The sequence below is a fragment of the Nocardia sp. 149-1B genome (assembly GCF_057747975.1).
Genome location: NZ_CM173233.1, coordinates 2,683,306 through 2,701,335, shown reverse-complemented (window position 1 = coordinate 2,701,335; position 18,030 = coordinate 2,683,306). Strand labels below are relative to the sequence as shown.

At 72.1% G+C, this 18,030-nt stretch carries 14 protein-coding genes, 1 pseudogene and 1 riboswitch; of the genes and pseudogenes, 11 read left to right on the top strand and 4 right to left on the bottom strand.

The features are described 5' to 3' along the window. Window positions 1-37: 37 nt before the first annotated feature. Window positions 38-110: riboswitch (cobalamin riboswitch) on the bottom strand. A gap of 84 nt (window positions 111-194) precedes the next feature. Further along, window positions 195-1,319 (bottom strand): sensor histidine kinase, encoded by a 1,125-nt coding sequence (locus AC3ANS_RS12995; RefSeq protein WP_488292008.1) that lies wholly within the window; start codon window positions 1,317-1,319, stop codon window positions 195-197. Further along, window positions 1,312-2,007 (bottom strand): response regulator transcription factor, encoded by a 696-nt coding sequence (locus AC3ANS_RS12990; protein ID WP_488292007.1) that lies wholly within the window; start codon window positions 2,005-2,007, stop codon window positions 1,312-1,314. The genes AC3ANS_RS12995 and AC3ANS_RS12990 overlap by 8 nt, the downstream gene beginning before the upstream one ends. 86 nt (window positions 2,008-2,093) lie before the next feature. On the opposite strand from AC3ANS_RS12990, the gene AC3ANS_RS12985 reads away from it, so the two are divergent. From AC3ANS_RS12985 to vanX, 6 genes are all read left to right on the top strand, one after another. Continuing rightward, window positions 2,094-2,714: a M15 family metallopeptidase gene (locus AC3ANS_RS12985; RefSeq protein ID WP_488292006.1), complete on the top strand. Its 621-nt coding sequence runs from the start codon at window positions 2,094-2,096 to the stop codon at window positions 2,712-2,714. Further along, window positions 2,711-3,862 carry a lipid II:glycine glycyltransferase FemX gene (locus tag AC3ANS_RS12980; protein WP_488292005.1) on the top strand — a complete coding sequence of 384 codons (1,152 nt, stop codon included), beginning with the start codon at window positions 2,711-2,713 and terminating at the stop codon, window positions 3,860-3,862. The genes AC3ANS_RS12985 and AC3ANS_RS12980 overlap by 4 nt, the downstream gene beginning before the upstream one ends. A 31-nt stretch (window positions 3,863-3,893) precedes the next feature. Further along, window positions 3,894-4,340, top strand: a complete 447-nt coding sequence (locus AC3ANS_RS12975) for a GNAT family N-acetyltransferase (protein ID WP_488292004.1) — start codon at window positions 3,894-3,896, stop codon at window positions 4,338-4,340. A 197-nt stretch (window positions 4,341-4,537) separates the two neighbouring features. Continuing rightward, entirely contained in the window at window positions 4,538-5,458 is a 921-nt protein-coding gene (locus tag AC3ANS_RS12970) for an NAD(P)-dependent oxidoreductase (RefSeq protein ID WP_488296493.1), read from the top strand. Next, the gene (vanA, locus tag AC3ANS_RS12965) at window positions 5,451-6,491 is read left to right on the top strand and encodes a D-alanine--(R)-lactate ligase (protein ID WP_488292003.1); all 1,041 of its coding nucleotides are present in this window, start codon (window positions 5,451-5,453) and stop codon (window positions 6,489-6,491) included. The genes AC3ANS_RS12970 and vanA overlap by 8 nt, the downstream gene beginning before the upstream one ends. Next, window positions 6,488-7,096 (top strand): D-Ala-D-Ala dipeptidase VanX, encoded by a 609-nt coding sequence (gene vanX, locus AC3ANS_RS12960; protein ID WP_488292002.1) that lies wholly within the window; start codon window positions 6,488-6,490, stop codon window positions 7,094-7,096. Before vanA ends, vanX begins: the two co-directional genes overlap by 4 nt. 51 nt (window positions 7,097-7,147) lie before the next feature. On the opposite strand, the pseudogene AC3ANS_RS12955 reads toward vanX, so the two are convergent. Further along, window positions 7,148-7,771: pseudogene (locus tag AC3ANS_RS12955) on the bottom strand (TMEM175 family protein). A gap of 108 nt (window positions 7,772-7,879) precedes the next feature. Between AC3ANS_RS12955 and AC3ANS_RS12950 the strand changes: the two are divergent. Next, entirely contained in the window at window positions 7,880-10,450 is a 2,571-nt protein-coding gene (locus tag AC3ANS_RS12950) for a SpoIIE family protein phosphatase (RefSeq protein ID WP_488292001.1), read from the top strand. 3 nt (window positions 10,451-10,453) lie between these two features. On the opposite strand, the gene AC3ANS_RS12945 is transcribed toward AC3ANS_RS12950, so the two are convergent. Further along, window positions 10,454-11,068 (bottom strand): DinB family protein, encoded by a 615-nt coding sequence (locus tag AC3ANS_RS12945; RefSeq protein WP_488292000.1) that lies wholly within the window; start codon window positions 11,066-11,068, stop codon window positions 10,454-10,456. A gap of 172 nt (window positions 11,069-11,240) precedes the next feature. Between AC3ANS_RS12945 and AC3ANS_RS12940 the strand changes: the two genes are divergently transcribed. The 4 genes from AC3ANS_RS12940 to AC3ANS_RS12925 are packed head-to-tail and all read left to right on the top strand — an operon-like array spanning window position 11,241 to window position 17,923. Further along, a complete protein-coding gene (locus AC3ANS_RS12940) occupies window positions 11,241-12,731 on the top strand; it encodes a DUF3375 domain-containing protein (RefSeq protein WP_488291999.1) in 1,491 nt (496 codons plus the stop codon). Next, window positions 12,728-13,510: a DUF4194 domain-containing protein gene (locus tag AC3ANS_RS12935; protein ID WP_488291998.1), complete on the top strand. Its 783-nt coding sequence runs from the start codon at window positions 12,728-12,730 to the stop codon at window positions 13,508-13,510. Before AC3ANS_RS12940 ends, AC3ANS_RS12935 begins: the two co-directional genes overlap by 4 nt. A gap of 2 nt (window positions 13,511-13,512) precedes the next feature. Continuing rightward, window positions 13,513-16,971 carry an ATP-binding protein gene (locus tag AC3ANS_RS12930; protein ID WP_488291997.1) on the top strand — a complete coding sequence of 1,153 codons (3,459 nt, stop codon included), beginning with the start codon at window positions 13,513-13,515 and terminating at the stop codon, window positions 16,969-16,971. A gap of 16 nt (window positions 16,972-16,987) precedes the next feature. Further along, window positions 16,988-17,923, top strand: a complete 936-nt coding sequence (locus AC3ANS_RS12925) for a threonine/serine dehydratase (RefSeq protein WP_488291996.1) — start codon at window positions 16,988-16,990, stop codon at window positions 17,921-17,923. Window positions 17,924-18,030: the final 107 nt, after the last annotated feature.

Sequence of the window (18,030 nt, the reverse complement as noted above, 5' to 3'; positions counted from 1 at the left end):
GTTCTCGCCCCGTCTAGCGGTCGGATCGAACCCAGGTCAGTGTCTGGCTGGCGGCCCTCTCGGGCTGCGTCACAGTGGCGGAACCGCCCCGGAGTCTCACCGGGTTCCTGCGCCAAGGGCGTGGCCGCAGCCTACGGCAGGAGGCTGGGCCCGGCCGACGCGGACATGCGCGGCACTCCCGTCGGACGAACCACTCAGCGGCGCCCCGGCGCCTCGGCGAGCGGGAGCCGGACCTCGACGTGGAGTCCGCCGCCCGGTCGCGGGGCGAGCGTGAGGCTCCCGCCGTGCGCCCGCGCGATGCTGTCGACGATCGCGAGGCCTAGCCCGGCGCCCGCGTGCTCGTCGTGCACGCGCTCGCTGCCGCGCTGGAACGGCTCGGCCAGGGTGGCGACGAGCTCGGCGCTCAGCGGCGAGCCCGTGTTCTCCACGGTGAGCACGGCGCTGAGCCGGTCGGTCCCGGTGGTGACCCAGACGGCACCTCCGCCCGGCCGGTTGTGGACGACGGCGTTGTGGACGAGGTTGGTCGCCAGCTGCAGCAGCAGGGGAGGAGAGCCGACGGTCGCGGCGGCGGCAGCAGCGGTCTCGATCGTCACGTGGTGCTTGCCGGCGATCGGGACCAGGGTCTCGGTGGCCTCCTCCGCGGCCAGCGACAGGTCGACGGGCTCTCGCGTGAAGGAGCCCCTGTCGGCGCGGGTGAGCAGGAGCAGCGCCTCGGTGAGGTCGATGGCCCGCAGGTTGACCGCGTGGAGACGCTCGAGGAGCGCGTCCATGTCCCGCTGAGCATCCTTGCGGGCGACGTCGAGAAGGGTCTGCGTGATGGCGAGCGGTGTCCGGAGCTCGTGGGAGGCGTTGGCAGCGAAGCGCTGCTGCTCGACCACCTGGGCCTCGACCCGGGCGAGCATGGCGTCGAATGCGTCGGCGAGCTCGCGGAACTCGTCCCGGCGGCCCGGCAGCCGGATCCGGTGGGAGAGCGAGCCCCTCGTGGCCGCGCGAGTCGCGTCCGTGATGCGGGTCAGCGGGGCGAGCATCCGACCGGCCAGGACCCAGCCCCCGGCGAGGCCGAAGACCAGGAGGACCACCAGGACAACGGCCGCCGCCGGGGCGTAGGCGCGCAGGAAGAACGAGCTGTTGCCGGGGACGAGGCCACCGATCGCACGGATCACCCAGTCGGGGACGTGCTCCACCATGACGTCGGAGGTCCGGCTCGGCCTCCCGACCGCCCACGCCGCCGCCAGCATGAGGAAGACGGCCAGCAGGAGGAACCCGGCATAGCTCAGGGTGAGCTTGAGCCGGACACTCGGCCCAGGCGCTCTAGGCACGGGCTCCGCCGTCACGTTCGATGGGCGGTGCGGTGTCGATCCGGTAGCCGACTCCGGCAACGGTCGCGATGACCCAGGGCGTGCCGAGACGCTTGCGCAGAGCCGACACGGTGATGCGCACGGCATTCGTGAACGGGTCGGCGTTCTCGTCCCACGCCCGCTCGAGCAGCTCCTCGGCGCTCACGACGCCGCCCTCGGCGGCAACGAGGACCTCGAGCACGGCGAACTGCTTGCGGGTGAGGGCTACGTACCGGCCGTCGCGATAGACCTCGCGCCTGAAGGGGTCCAGACGCAGGCCGGCGATCTCTCGCACCGGCGGCCTGTTGTTGGCCCGCCGCCGGTCCAGGGCCCGGAGCCGGAGCACGAGCTCCTGCAGCTCGAAGGGCTTGGTGAGGTAGTCATCCGCGCCGATCCGGAACCCGGTGGCCTTGTCGTCGAGCCGGTCGGCGGCGGTGAGCATGAGGATCGGCATACCACTCCCCGAGGCCACGATGCGCCCGGCGATCTCGTCCCCCGACGGGCCGGGGATGTCGCGATCGAGGACCGCGATGTCGTAGGCGTTGACGCTCAGCAGCTCCAGCGCGGTGTCGCCGTCGCCGGCGAGGTCGGCGGCGATGGCTTCCAGTCGCAGTCCGTCGCGGATGGCCTCGGCCATGTAGGGCTCGTCCTCGACGACCAGCACACGCATCCTTCGATGCTACGAGCGGGTGCATTTCGCGGACGTATGGAAAGCCGCATACGCCGTGGCAACGCCGTCCTTCCTTGACTGGCGGCATGTTCCCCCTCAGAACGGCGAGCGCGCCCGAGCCTCGGCGTCTCCGTCTCGCAGTCGCCGGCGCGGCGAGCGCGGTCGTCGTCGTCCTCGGCGCCCTCGGCTGCCCGTCGCTGTCCTCGTCAGCTGCCTCGTTCGCCACCTTGGTCCGCGGCGACGAGCACGGCGGCCTCGGGGAGGCGGACGGCGTCACGCCCGACGGCACGACGCCCTTCGACCAGACCCCCGCCGTCGACAGGCTCGACCCGGGCCTTCTCCGCGCCCTGCGGCGCGCGGCGCTCGATGCTCACCGGGCCGGGACCGACATCGTGGTCAACAGCGGCTGGCGCTCAGCGACCTACCAGGAGCAGCTCCTCCGGGAGGCGATCTCGCAGTACGGCTCTGCCGAGGAGGCCGCACGCTGGGTGGCTTCGCCCGAGACGTCGCCTCATGTCACCGGCCGGGCCGTCGACGTCGGGGGCTCCGGTGCCGCGGCGTGGCTCTCCGAGCATGGCGCGGCGTACGGGCTGTGCCAGATCTACCGCAACGAACCCTGGCACTTCGAGCTGCGCCCCGACGCTGAGGCTCACGGATGCCCGCAGCCGTTCGACGACCCCACGCAGGACCCGAGGACGCGGCAGTGAGCCTGAGGGTCGAGCCCATCAGCGTTGCCGACCACCTGGCGTTCGTGAGGACCCAGCGCTCGGTCAGCTTCCTCCAGACGCCCGCTTGGGGCCGGGTCAAGACCCACTGGCGCAGTGAGTGCCTCGGCTGGTACGACGGCCCGGACCTGGTGGGCGCCGGACTCGTCCTCCACCGGCCCGTGCCGAGGCTCGAGCGCTTCACCCTGGCCTACCTGGCCGAGGGCCCGGTGATCGACTGGTCCAGCGGCATCGACCGGTGGCTCGGCCCCCTCGCCGGGCACCTGAAGGCGCGTCGCGCCTTCGCGATCCGGATGGGTCCGCCCGTGCGCACCGCCACGTGGAGTGCTGCCGAGGTCAAGCGCGGCATCGCCGACCCGGCGGTCCGGCGGCTCACCGAGATCCCCGGGGGGGCGAGGGACGGCACCGGCGCGCGGGTGACCCGGCAGCTCCGGGACGCCGGCTGGCTACGCCAGAGTCCGATCGACGGCTTCGGGCCCGGGCATCCGCAGTTCACCTACGAGCTCGCGCTGCGCCAGCCCGACGGACGGCCCAGGGGAGAGTCGGAACTGCTCGCCGGTATGAACCAGCTCTGGCGCCGCAACATCAAGCGGGCCGCGAGCGAGGGCGTCGAGGTCACGACCTCGGTCGCGGCCGATGAGCTGGCGGTCTTCCACGAGCTCTACGTCCACACGGCCGGGCGCGACCGGTTCACGCCGCGGCCGTTGCACTACTTCGAGACCATGCTCGCGGCGTTGAGTGCCGAGGACCCCGAACGCATCCGCCTCTACCTGGCTCGGCACCGGGGTGTTCCGGTCGCCGCCACCATCATGATCCGGGTCGGCGCCCAGGCGTGGTACGCCTACGGCGCCTCCTCCACCGAGAAGCGCGACGTGCGCGGCTCCAACGCCTGCCAGTGGGCGATGATCCGCGACGCCCTGGCCAGTGGCTGTGACGTCTACAGCCTGCGCGGCATCACGCCCACGCTCGACGCGAGCGACCCACACGTCGGGCTGGTCCAGTTCAAGACCGGCACCGGCGGCCACGCCGTCAGGTACGTCGGTGAGTGGGACCTCCCGCTGCGCCCGGCGTTGTACCGCGCGTTCGACCTGTACCTGCGGGCGCGGGAGTCCGCGAGGCGTCGCTCATGACCCCGGGAGGAGTGTCATGAGGATCAGGCCCGTGGGGCGCGCAGATGCTCCGGCTGTCCGGGCGTTGCTGGTCCAGCTCGGGTACCCCCAGGACGGATCGAGAGGGACCGCGGACCGGATCCGGTCCTGGGCCGGGGATCCGTCCAGCGCGGTCCTCGTCGCAGAAGACGAGCGCGGACTCCAGGGAGTCGTCGCCGTTCACCTCTGCCCCTACTTCGAGCACGACGGCCAATGGGCTCGGATCACCACGCTCGTCATCGCGGAAGGAGCGCGCGGCCGCGGCGTCGGATCCCGGCTGCTCCTCGCGGCAGAGGCCTTCGCCGTGGAGCGTGGCTGCCTCCGGATGGAGGTCACCAGCGCAGACCACCGCCGCGAAGCCCACACCTTCTACCGTCGCTCGGCCTACGTCGACCAAGCTGGGAGATCGTCCCGCTTCCTGCGGGAGCTCACGGATCGTCTCGAGGCCGGCCGAGCGTGATGGGACGCGGAGACATATCGTCCGCATATCCCCAACGGGATACGCGCTGGCAACACCGCCCTGAATTGACTGGTCGCATGATCGACAACGAACGACGACCAGCAGGGAGCGCCACCTGTGCGCTGCCCACGGCACCCTCGCCGGCACGCGTCGCCGTGGGAGTCACGGTCTTCGGCTGTGACCGCGGCGAGGCCGCGATGTTCTCCGAGGCCGCGCCACGCCTCGGCGTCGTGCCCGTGATCACCGCGGAGCCTCCGTCCGAGGCGAATCTCGACCTCGTCCGCGGCAACCGGTGCATCAGCGTGGGGCACAAGACCCGGGTCGCCCGTCCCGTCCTTCGCGGACTCCGCGACGCCGGCGTGGAGTACATCGCGACCCGCAGCATCGGCTGCAACCACATCGACGTGCCGTACGCCGCGAGCATCGGCATCCGGGTCGGGACCGTGGCGTACTCACCCGACAGCGTCGCCGACTTCACGCTGATGCTGATCCTGATGTCGGTGCGGCACGCCAAGTCCGTGCTCCGCCGTACCGACCACCACGACTACCGGTCCGGCGAGGTGCGTGGGCGCGAGCTCCGCGACCTGACCGTCGGGGTGGTCGGAGTAGGTCGCATCGGCTCTGCGGTCGTCGACCGGCTCCAAGGGTTCGGGTGCCGGGTGCTGGCACACGACGCCCGTCCCCGGGGCGGACCCATCGAGCTCGTCCCACTCGACGAGCTCCTCCGGCTCAGCGACATCGTCACCCTCCACACACCCCTGGACAGGAACACCCACCACCTGCTCGACCGGCGGCGCATCGCGCGGATGAAGCACGGCGCCTACCTCGTCAACACCGGCCGCGGCGCGCTGGTCGACACCGAGGCACTCGTGTCGGCTCTGGAGGGAGGCCGGCTGGGGGGCGCGGCCCTGGACGTCCTCGAGGGCGAGGACGGCATCTTCTACGCCAACTGGGGTCACCAACCCCTCGCGAACCCCGCGCTCGTTCGTCTCCAGCAGCTCCCGAACGTGCTGATCAGCCCGCACATCGCGTACTACACCGACCACGCCCTGGCCGACACCGTCGAGAACTGCCTGATCGGCTGCGTGCGGTTCGAGAGCGAGGCTCGCCATGACTAGGTTGAGGATCGGCATCATCTTCGGCGGCGTCTCCGAGGAGCACGTCGTCTCGGTGAAGTCGGCACGTGAGGTCGCCCAGCACCTCGACACCGACCGCTACGAGCCCTACTGGATCGGTATCACCACGAGCGGCTCGTGGCTCCTGTGCGACGGGCCGCAGGCGGGCTGGGACCACGGTGCCCGACCGACGGCGGTCGTGTCGCCCGACCGTGCGGTGCACGGGCTCCTGGTGCTCGACGGGGAAGCCTGCACCCCCGTCAGGCTCGACCTCGTCCTCCCGGTGCTGCACGGCAAGCTGGGCGAGGACGGTGCCGTCCAGGGGCTCCTGGAGCTCTCCGGCATTCCCTACGTCGGATGCGACGTCCAGGGCTCCGTGGTGTGCATGGACAAGTCGCTCGCGTACACGATCGCGCAGAGCGCCGGCATCGCGACCCCTCGACACTGGGTGGTGCAGGGCGCCGAGGATGTCGCCGCCGACCAGCTGCCCTACCCGGTCTTCGTCAAGCCGGCGCGGTCCGGGTCGTCGTTCGGTGTCAGCCAGGTCAGGGACGCCGCCGAGCTGCCCGAGGCACTCGAGGTCGCGCGCCAGTTCGACTCGCGCGTCCTGATCGAGGAGGCCGTCATCGGGAGCGAGGTCGGCTGCGCCATCCTCGGCGAGCGGTTCGGACTGGTCGTCGGTGAGGTCGACCGCGTCGCGCTCTCCCACGGGTTCTTCAGGATCCACCAGGAGGAGACGCCCGAGCAGGGCTCCGAGAACGCCTCCTTCATCGTCCCCGCCGACATCCCCGCGGAGTCCCGTGCGCTGGTCCAGCAGACTGCCAAGGCGATCTACACCGCGCTGGGCTGCAAGGGACTCGCCCGCGTTGACTTGTTCCTCACCCCCGACGGTCGGGTGGTCCTCAACGAGGTCAACACCCTGCCCGGTCTGACCTCTTACAGCCGCTACCCGCGCATGATGGCCGCGGCAGGTCTGCCACTCGGCGAGGTGATCGACCGCCTGGTGTCGATGACGTTGCACGGGAAGCGGCGATGATCGCCGACTTCGTGTACGTCGACGACTGGGCGCCCGGCATCCGGTGGGACGCCAAGTACGCCACGTGGGACAACTTCGTCGGCAGGCCGATCGACGGGTACGTCGCGAACCGCGTCGTCGGCACCAGAGCCCTGTGTGCGGCCCTCGAGCGGGCCCGGGACCGGGCGTCGTCGCTGGGGTTCGGCCTGCTGCTGTGGGACGCGTACCGTCCCCAGCGTGCCGTCGACCACTTCCTGCGCTGGTCCACGGAGGCGGACGACGGCGCGACGAAGCGCCGGCACTACCCGAACCTCGATCGTCCGGAGATGTTCGCCGAGGGCTACGTCGCCGCGAAGTCCGGCCACAGCCGGGGCAGCACCGTGGACCTGACGATCTTCCATCTGGACACCGGTGAGCTCGCCTCGATGGGGGGTGGCCACGACCTCATGGATCCGATCTCCCACCACGGAGCGCGCGACATCTCGGTGCTGCAGGCCGAGAACCGCGGCCACCTCTGCTCGATCATGGAGGACAGCGGGTTCGACCGGTACGACCGGGAGTGGTGGCACTACACGCTCAGGGACGAGCCGTACCCCGACACCTACTTCGACTTCGTCATCAGCTGAGGCGGCGGCACCGCCGCTCGCGATCAGCGCTGACCGACGTCGGTGCCCTGGTCAGACCCGGAACGGGAGTCGCGGGGACACGACGAAGACCAGCTGGACCGCGGCGAGCGCCGCGATGCTCGCCTGCGGGCTGACCAGCGCCACCAGGGCCGCGGCGGCGTACAGCGCCTGGGCGAGCACGAGACGGCGGCGGACGAGCACGAGCGCGTCGGGGTCGTCGCCGATCCCGGCGCGGTGGATGTGCCACAGCTGCGCGCCGATGGCAGCGCCGAGCCCGGCGAGGTTGAGCCAGTACAGACCGACCGCCACGCTGAGGTCGACGTGCTCGGTCAGCGTCGAGGCCGAGAACGGCAGCGTCGAGACGAAGAACAAGAACAGCACGCACGTCCAGGCCAGGGTCCGGTCCGATGCCGTGCAGCGGTCGAGGACGGTGTGCTCGGCCAGCCAGAACGTGCCGAGCATCGTGAAGCTGAGCAGTTACGCCGCGAGCTGCGGGCCGAGACCGGTCAGCTGCGACCACAGCTCGTGGTTGTCCACCCCCTCGACCTCCGGCAGTCGGAGGTCGAGGACCAGCAGCGTCATCGCGATCGCGAAGACGCCGTCCGCCAGGGTCTGGAGCCGCTCGACGCTGCGGCCCGATAGGGCGTTGTACGGCGCGTCCACCACAGGGAGCATCGTGCACGCCGAGAGGGTTGGCGTCACGCGGGTTTGCCGAGTCCCACACGCGTGACGTGTGCGAGGTGCAACGATGGCCCACCATCCGCATGTCCGCAGGAGCGCCCGGTGAGTTCGACGTCGCAGACCGCGGGCGGTAGCCCCGACCGGTCCGCCGAGAACGTGCGCTCGTCCTCGCTCGATCACCTCGCACGACTCGCCACCACCATCCTGCGGGCGCGCTCCGCACGGGTGCTCCTGGTCGCACGGGACTCGGTGGCTGGCCCCGCCTCGGCGACGACCGCGGAGCCCGGACGTGACCTCGAGGTGCAGCTGTGCGAGCTCACCGTCGAGGCGGGGCAGCCGCTGCGCGTCGACGACGTACGCCGAGACGAGCGTGTCGTCGCGGCCGACGACGTCGAGATCGGGTCGTTCCTCGGCGTACAGCTGGTGCTCCGGCGGGAGGTCATCGGCGCACTCGGGGTCTACGACGCCGGGGTGCGGCACTGGACCGAGGAGGAGGTCGCGATCCTCGAGGCGTTGACCGACCCGATCCTCACCGAGCTGCAGCTGGCCTCGGTGACCGCGGACCGTGAGAACGAGCGGCTCGCGTGGGAGCTCGCGGTCGACGCGGCCGGGGTCGGGGCGTTCGACTGGGACCTGGTCACCGGCGACCTGCGCTGGGACGAGCGGCTCCTCGAGCTGTTCGGGCTCGACCACACGACGTTCGGCGGCACCATCGAGTCGTTCAACGCCGCCGTCCATCCCCACGACCGCGAACGGGTGACCCAGGCGCTCCGCGGAGCGATCGAGTCGTGCGGGCCCTACTCCGCCGAGTACCGCGTGATCCTGCCGAACGGTGACGTCCGCTGGATCGGTGCGCGGGGCCGCGCGCTCGCCGGTCCCGACGGTACGGCGGCGAGGCTGCTCGGGGCGGCGTCCGACACCACGGCGGTCCGCGACGAGGACGCGCGGGTGTCGCGGGTGCTCGAGGCGATGCCGACGGCGTTCTTCCACCTCGACACGGACTGGCGGTTCACCTACGCCAACAGCGAGGCACGCCGGCTGCTGGGTGGGATCGGTGTCGACGTCGTGGGTGCGGTCATCTGGGAGCTGTTCCCGGGCGCGGTCGGGACCGAGTTCGAGCAGCACTACCGGCAGGCCGTCGACACCCAGCGGCCGACCGAGTTCGAGGCCTACTACCCACCGCCGCTGGACGGCTGGTACGAGGTCCGGGCGTGGCCGACCCCTGACGGCCTCTCGGTCTACTTCGTCGAGATCACCGAGCGCCGGATGGCGCAGCTGGCGATCGAGCGCACCGACCGCCGCGCCGCCCTGCTGGCGGAGGTCACGCAGGCCCTGACCGGCACCCTCGACGTCGACGAGGCGGTCTCGCGGCTCGCGCAGCTGCTGGTGCCCGGCCTGGGGGACTGGTGCATCGTGACCCGCGCCGAGGGCCTCGAGGGCGGGCTCGGCCCCGACTGGCGCCGGAGGCTGCGCGATGTCGGCTGGTGGCACGCCGACCCGGCGCTGAGGCCATCGGTCGAGGACTACGCGCGGATCCGGGTGGCCGCGCTGCGCGACGCGTCGTACGTCGCGCGCGCCCTGGAGAGCGGCGGCCTCGTGGTGATCGCCGAGCGGGCCAGCGAGCGGGTCGCCGACGTCCTCGAGCCGGGGGCCGCGCGCGACATCTTCACCCGGCTCGCACCGGAGGCCGCGGCCGTCGTACCGCTGCGGGCGCGCGGGCGGACGGTGGGGCTGGTCACCATCTTCCGCGGCCAGGAGCGGGAGGCGTTCTCCGCCGAGGACCTCGCGACGCTCGAGGAGGCGGCCGGCCGCGCCGGTCTCGCGCTCGACAACGCCCGGCTCTACAGCGAGCAGCGCGACCTCGCGGAGACCCTCCAGCTGAGCATGATGACGGCCCCTCCGCAGCCCGACCACCTCCAGGTCGCGGTCCGCTACACCTCCGCGGCGGAGGCCGCCCAGGTCGGGGGCGACTGGTACGACGCGTTCCTGCAGCCGCACGGCTCGACGGTCGTGGTGATCGGCGACGTCGTGGGCCACGACACGGCCGCCGCCGCGGCGATGGGCCAGCTCCGCAGCCTGCTCCGCGGGATCGCGGTCACCACCGGGGACGGTCCGTCCGAGGTGCTGCGACGGGTCGACGAGGCAATGGCGACCCTGCTCGTCGACACGACCGCGACGGCGGCGATCGCCCGGTTCGAGGCGACCCCGCAGGAGCGCGAGCAGGGGCTGACCCGCCTGCGCTGGTCGAGCGCCGGCCACCCGCCGCCGCTCGTGGCCGAGCCGGTCGGCGATCCGGCCGCCCCTCCCGGCGTACGCGTGCTCTGGGGGCCGCAGCCCAACCTCCTCCTCGGGTTCGCGCCCGACGTGGCGCGCGACGAGTCCGAGGTGACGCTGCCGCGCGGCAGCACCGTGCTCCTCTACACCGACGGCCTGGTCGAGCGCCGCGGTCAGCCGATCGACGACGGCATCGACCTCCTCACCAGCGTTTTCGCCGAGCTCGACGGACGCGGGCTCGAGCTGGAGGAGCTCTGCGACGAGCTGCTGCAGCGGATGCTCCCGGACCGACCCGAGGACGACGTGGCGGTCGTCGCGGTGCGCCTGCACCCGGAGGACGGTCCCCGCCCTCGTGCCGCCGGTCCTGAGCGGGTCCCGGAGACCGTGCCGCGGGGTTGAGCCTCAGCCCTGGGTGTCGAAGCCGTCGGCGATCGCCGTCAGCCGTGCCCGGTAGGCCGCCCAGTCGAAGTCGTCGTCCGGGAGGTTGGAGCGGCTCGGCTCGAGGCCGGCTGACCCGTCGATCGTCTCGCGGACCACGTCGGCCTGGCCGGCGTGACGGGCGAGGTCGTCGACGACCCGCACCAGCATGTGGTGCAGCGTCACCTGGTTGTCCGCCGGGGCGCCCCACCACGGCGGGGCACCGACGGTGTCGAGCGGGAGCTCGTCGATGGTCCGGTCGGCGAACTCCCACACCCGGCCGTAGAACGCGACGAGGTCGGCGGTCGAGACGTCGGCGGGCAGAGACCAGTCGGCCTGCGGGTCCTCGTCGTACGCCTCGAGCGGGATGTAGCAGGCGTCCTCGGGTGTGGGCCACGGCCTGCCGAAGGTCACCCCGAAGTAGCCGATCTCGACGTTGGCGCAGTGCTTGACGATGCCGGCGAGGCTGACGCCGGTGGGCGTGCGTGGGAGGCGTACGTCGCGCTCGGAGAGGCCATCGAGCTTCCACACCAGTGCCTCGCGGGTGCGTTGGAGGTAGTGCTTCAACGCAGCCTTGGGGTCCGCGAGATTCTCGGTCACCGGCCCAGTCTCTCCCATCACGCGGCCGGCGACGGGTCCCAGCCGCCGAGCTCGGCCGACGCCTCCGAGCTCGCGCCGGCTCTCCCGGAGGTGAGGTGCGCTTTTCGCGCTGTCGGATCTCTTTGCGATGCTTGCGCTCCGGATCGCACGGGAGTACCAGGGGGGAGCGGGAGTGAGCGAGATCGCGGGCGAGCTCGCCCGGGTCAAGGGCGCGTTCGCCCAACCCACGCTGACCCTGCTCCACCAACGGCAGGCGGCGGTGGTCATCACGATCTTCCGGGCCGCGTTCGGCCGCAGCAACCGGCCTATCCCGACCGCGCGACTGCACACCCAGGTGGAGGAGCACCTCGCCGAGATCCGGCGCGCGGGCGAGCTCGACCTGCCGGTCGGCAGCGGCCGCGAGATCTGCCAGCGCTGGATGCGGGGGCAGTGGCTGGTGCGCTCGCTCGACGAGGCGGGCCACGAGGTCTACGCGTTGACGTCCCACGCGCAGCAGGCGCTGGAGCTGGTCAAGAACCTCGCGCGCGACCGTGCGACGCTCAGCGAGCACCGCATCGCGACCATCCTCGGCACGGTGCGCCGCTTCAACTCCGAGGCCCACCCCGACCGCTCCGCGCGGGTGAGCATCCTCAACGAGGAGATCGCCCGCCTGCAGCTCGAGCGCGACCGGCTGGTCGAGGGGGCCGACCTGGTCGGGGCGACCGAGGACTACATGCTCGAGGGCTTCACCGAGCTGCTCTCGCTGATCTCCGCGCTGCCGAGCGACTTCGCGCGGGTCGAGGAGCGGTTCGCCACGATCCGCACCGAGATCCTGGCGGCGTTCCGGGCCGAGGACCGGCCGGCCGGCGAGGTGATCGACGACTACCTCGCCCGCGCCGACGCGCTGATGACAGCCACCCACGAGGGCCGGGCCTTCGAGGGGGCGTTCGCGCTGCTGCGCGACGACGCGCTGGTCGGCCAGCTGCGCGACGACCTCACCTCGCTGCTCGAGCACCCGCTCTCCGACCGGATCCTCAGTGACGCCGACCGGGCAGAGCTGCGTGGGACCGTCCGCCTGGTGCGCGACGGCCTCGACCGCGTGCTCGCCCAGCGCTCCCGGGTCACCGCGACTTTGAAGGAGTACATCGTCTCCCACGACGCCGCCCGCGACCGCGAGCTCGAGCAGACCCTGCGGCAGGTCGAGTCCGAGCTGATGACCTGGATGGCGACCACCGGCCCGCGTGCGAGCCACGACGTACCCCTGCTCCCGGCAAGGGCGACCGTCGAGCACCTGCGGGAGCGGTTCTACGACCCGGCGGACGACGTCCTGCCCGATCGCATCAGCGTCGCCGATCCCGACGACGCCCCTCCCGTCTCGATGGCGGAGCTCCTCGCCCAGGGCGGCCCGAGACTGGCCTCGCTGCGCGAGCGCCTCGACTCCACCCTGGCCTCGGCCCTGCCGCCGGCGTCGCTCGGGGCGCTGTTCGAGGCGCTGGAGCCCTCGCTGCGCAGGCCGGTCGAGATCTTCGGCCTGCTGCACCTTGCGGCCGACCGCGAGTGGCGCAGCGAGGAGGTTGTGGAACCCTTCGCGACCGTGCGACCGGACGGCTCTCGACGTACGTTCGCCGTGCCCCGCACGCCGCTGCCCGACCCCGACCTCCAGAAGACGGAGCACCACGCATGAGCATCGACACGGACCTCGGGGCCGACACCGAGCAGACGGTCGACCAGCAGGCCGACGTCATCGAGGACGAGCTCCTCGACGAGAGCTCGGTGTCGTTGTTCGAGGGCGACGAAGGTGGCCTCGAGTACGCCCAGCGCCATGCGTTGGTGACCCTGCTCAAGCAGCGGTTCATCAGTGCCCGCACCCACCCCCGGGACTGGCGGGTCCTGGCAGACCACGAGCGGGTGATCAGGTCGCGGCTCAACGACCTGTTCCTCGACCTCCAGGTCGACCGGGAGCGCGAGGTCGCCTGGAAGCGCCAGGCCACCTCCGAGACCGCGGCACGGTTCCCGACGCTGCTCTACGACGCCGCGTGGTCGCGGGAGGAGACGCTGGTGCTGGTCCACCTCCGCGACCGCCTGCGGTCCGGCCTCGCGGGGGGCGATGCGCGCGTGTTCATCGACCGTGAGGACATCGTCGCGTACGTCGCGAGCTTCCGTCCCCAGCGCGCGACCGACGTCGCGGGCGACGAGAAGCGGGCCCGCAACGCGGTCGCCAGCATCGTGAAGGCCGGGCTGCTGATCGACTCCGGCGCCGGCGACCGGTTCGAGATCAGCGAGGCGGTCGAGCCGCTGCTCCCGCTCGAGCTCCTCCGCGAGCTGCTGGAGGCGCTGCAGGCTGCCAACAGCGGCGACACGCCGCCTCCGGAGGACCCCGCCGACCTCTTCGACGAGGACGCGGAGGATGACGTGTCGGCCGAGGACGCCATCGGGTCACGCGACGTGGCAGGGGAGCAGTGAGCATGTCGATCGACGAGATGGAGCAGGCGTCCCCGGACGGGCTCTTCGAGCGCACGAGCGTCGAGACGCCCGCCGACGACACCGTCCAGTGGCGCGCCGCGCTCCTCCAGCTGGTCAACTGGGGCGGCTTCGGCGGGCTCACGGCCGTGCCGCTGCGCGGCGACGCGACGATGATCTCCGGCGCCTCGGGCGTCGGCAAGAGCACGATCCTCGACGCCTACACGGCGTTGATGATGCCCTCGGACACGAAGTTCAACGGCGCGTCCAACGACGCGGTCGCGGGTCGCGCCCGCGGCGCCGGTCAGCGCAACCTGCTGTCCTACCTGCGGGGTGCTGTCGACGTGGTCGACGACCCGCGCACCGGCCGCCCGGTCGAGAAGCTCCTGCGCGGCAAGGGCTCCGACACCTGGGGCGCGATCGCGATGACGTTCGTCAACGACCAGGGCGGCCGGTTCACCGCACTGCGCACCTACTACGTGCCGCGGCGGGCGACCCGCCCGGCCGACGTACAGATGCAGGTCGCCACCCACGAGGGCACGCTGCCGCTCGACACGCTCGAGGTCGCCGTCGCCGAGCGCTTCCACGCCAACACGCTGAAGAAGCTGTTCCCCGGCATCCGCGTGCACCGCACGTACGCCGAGTTCGCCGCCGTCCTGCACGCGCGGCTCGGCATCGGCGCCAACGGCGACGGCGCGAAGGCGCTGCGGCTGCTGGCGCGGATCCAGGCCGGCAACCAGGTCCGCAGCGTGGACGAGCTCTACAAGGACATGGTCCTCGAGCGGCCGGCCACCTTCGCGGCAGCAGACCGGGCCATCGAGCACTTCGACGACCTCGACATGGCCCACTCCGCGATGCGCACCGAGGAGCAGAAGCTCGAGCTGCTCGAGCCGATCACCGCGCTCCACGAGCGCCGCGTCACGGCGTCGCGACGCCTCACCGAGCTCGACTCCTACGGCGTCACGCTCGCCGGTGACACGCCGATCCGGCTCTGGCTGCTGCGCGCTCATCTGCGGCTGATCGAGGCCGCGGTGGCCGCCAACCGCGCCGACCGGGCGTCGGCGGCGGCCGAGCTCGCCGCCACCGCCTCGGAGGAGAGAGCGCTCCTGAGCCAGCTCGAGGCGGCGAAGGAGGCCCACCGGGCGGCGGGCGGCTCGACTCTCCAGACGCTCGCCCTCTCCCTGGAGCAGGAGCAGGTCGTCCGTGAGGACCGGCTGGCCCGCCGGGCGGCCCTGCAGGAGCGGATGCTGCCGCTGATCGAGGCCACCGACGCGACGGCGCCGGACGTCGATGCCGCCCTGATGTCGGGCGAGGCATTCTCGGTGCTCCAGCTGCACGCCCGGCAGTGGCTGGCCGGCTGGCAGCGCGACCAGGAGCGGATCCGCGACGAGCGCGACGCCACCCTGCGTCGCCAGTACCCCCTCAGCGAGCGCCGGGCGGAGCTGCGCCGCGAGCGAGCGTCGCTGGAGAGCCGCGCCGGGCGGGTGCCCGCGCACCTGCACGAGCTGCGCGCCCAGGTCGCCGAGGCGAGCGGTCTCGCGGCCGACGAGCTCCCGTTCGTGGCCGAGCTGATCGACGTCGCCCCGGACGAGTCCGCCTGGCGGCCGGCGATCGAGACCGTGCTTGGTGCGAGCGCCCGGTTGATGCTCGTCCCGCTCGACCGGCTCGAGGAGTTCTCCGCCGCCATCGACGGGCTCCGGATCCGCGGCCGGCTGACGTTCGAGGGCGCCGAGCTCGACCTGCCCGAGCTCGGGCCCGCCGACCCCGAGCGGGTCGCGGGCAAGCTCGTCTTCAAGGACTCGCCGTTCTGCGGCTGGGTGCAGGCGCACGTCGAGGAGCCCTCCCGCAACGCGCTGTGCGTCACCTCCGCCGACGGCCTGCGCGGTCCGGGCCTGCGGGTGACGATGGCCGGGCAGACCCGCAACGGCCGGCGCGGCACGCACGGTCGCAACGACACCCGCAGCATCATCGGGTTCTCCAACGCCGAGGCGATCGCCGAGATCGACGCCGAGCTCGCGAGCGTGGAGGCGCAGCTCGAGGCGATCGGCGCCGAGGTGGCCGAGGCCGACCGCCGGCTCCGGGTGCTGGAGCACCAGAGGGCGTCGTACGACGCCGTGGCGACCGCACGCTACGACGACCTCGACGTCGACGGCAGCGACCGCCGCATCGCGGAGATGGAGGGCCGGCGGGCTGAGATCCTCGACGCCGACGACCAGCTCCAGGTGCTCGAGGCGCAGATCACCGACCTCGGTGCGCGCGTCGAGGAGACCCGCCGTGCGCGCTACGGCGTCGAGCAGCGCCAGCGTGAGCTCAATGCCGCGCACGGCGAGCTCGTCGACTCCGAGGACCTCGTTAACGACCGTCTGCAGGCCATCGAGGCGCATGGGCGGGTCGCGCTCACCGAGGAGCAGGAGGCCGCGCTCGCGGCGGAGTTCGCCGTGGCCGCCGCGCCCGCCGACCCCGACGACCTGGACCGCTTCGCCGAGACCTCCCAGCGGCTCTCGGAGCGGCTGCGAGCCGCGGTCGGCGATGCCGAGGCCGAGATCAAGCGGGTCGACGAGGACCTCGTGCAGATCTTCCGCGTCTACAAGTTCCACTGGGAGTCGCCCAACCTCGGCTCGACGGCCGACTCCTACCCCGACTACGCCCGCATCCTCGAGGACATCCGGGGCAAGGGTCTCGCCGAGCGGCGCTCGGAGTGGCGCCGCCGGCTGACCGAGTGGAGCGGCCAGGACCTCGTTCCGCTCGTGGGCGCGATGGCCGCCTCGATCGAGGAGATCGAGGACCGGTTGGAGCCGATCAACGCGATCCTGCGGCGCCTGGAGTTCGGAGCCTCCGGCGACCGGCTCCGCATCCGGCTGCGGCGGCTCGCACCGGCCCACGTGCAGGTGTTCATGAAGGACCTGCGGGCCCTCTCGTCGGGTGCTCCGGTCGACGCGGGCGAGGAGGCCCTAGAGAAGCGCTTCGGCGAGCTCAGCCGGTTCATGCAGCAGCTGCGCAAGCCGAGCCAGGTCGGCGATGCCACGGTGGCCACGACCGACCGCGAGCGGCTCCTCGACGTACGCCGCCATGTCGAGATCAGCGCCGAGCGCTACGACCACCTCACGGGTGAGCTGCGCGCGACGTACCGGACGCTGGGGGAGAAGAGCGGCGGTGAGAGCCAGGAGCTCGTCGCCTTCATCGTCGGCTCCGCGCTCCGGTTCCGGCTCGGCGACGAGATGCGCTCGCGTCCCCGGTTCGCGCCGGTGTTCCTCGACGAGGGGTTCGTCAAGGCCGACTCGGAGTTCGCCGGCCGCGCCGTGCAGGCCTGGCGCGGGCTCGGCTTCCAGCTGATTGTCGGCGTGCCGCTCGACAAGGTCACCGGTCTCGAGCCGCACATGGACGAGCTGCTCGCGATCACCAAGAGCAGCACCACCCACCAGTCCTGGATCACGCCGATCACCGGGGCCGACCCCGCAGGCTGACCGGGATACTGGGGCGGTGCTGATCACCAGGGAGGACGTGCTGCTCGCGGCCCGTCGCATCGAGGGCCGTGTCCGACGTACGCCACTGCTGCCGCCGGCTGCCGGCGACGGCACGTGGCTCAAGTGCGAGTTCCTGCAGCACTGCGGCGTCTTCAAGACCCGCGGCGCCTTCAACTGGCAGCTCGCCTCCCTCGAGTCGGGCGCTGTGGGGGAGGTCGGCATCGTGATCGCCTCCGGGGGCAACGCGGGCCTGGCGCACGCCTTCGCCGCCCAGCAGCTGGGCCTGCGGGCCACGGTGTTCGTGCCCGAGGCGGCGCCCGAGGTGAAGGTGGCGCGGATCCGTTCCTACGGCGCCGACGTGCGTCGGGCCGGGACGGAGTACGCCGAGGCTCACCGCGCCGCCGTGGAGTTCAGCCAGGAGAGCGGGGCCGGCCTGGCGCACGCCTACGACTTGGCCGAGGTCGCCGCCGGCGCGGGCACCCTGGCGGAGGAGATGCTCGAGGACGAGCCCTCGATCGAGACGATCGTGGTGGCCGTCGGCGGCGGAGGCCTCTACGCCGGAGTGGCGGCAGCAGCCCGTGGCCGGGCGCGTGTCGTCGCGGTGGAGCCCGAGCTGTCCCCGACCCTGCACCACGCGATCGCAGCGGGAGAGCCCGTCGACGTCGCGGTGTCGGGTGTCGCGGCCGACTCCCTGGGCGCTCGCCGCGTCGGCGACCTGGCGTTCGCGGCGCAGGCGGCCGAGGAGCCGGTCTCCGTGCTGGTGACCGACGACGAGATCGTCGCCGCGCGGACCGCGCTTTGGGAGGACTACCGGATCGTGTCCGAGCACGGGGCGGCCACGGCGTACGCCGCGCTGACCTCGGGCCGCTACGTGCCCGAGCCGGGGGAGCGCGTCGCCGTCATCGTCTGCGGCGCGAACACGAACCCGGCGACCGGCCTGGCCCGCCCGTGACCTTCCGTGACCGGCCCGTGACCATTTCGTGATCTTCGATCATCGGGGTCGACGTCGAGCAATGGACACGCTCCCATCTCCATGTTGCGGGCGTGTTACCGCCGGTC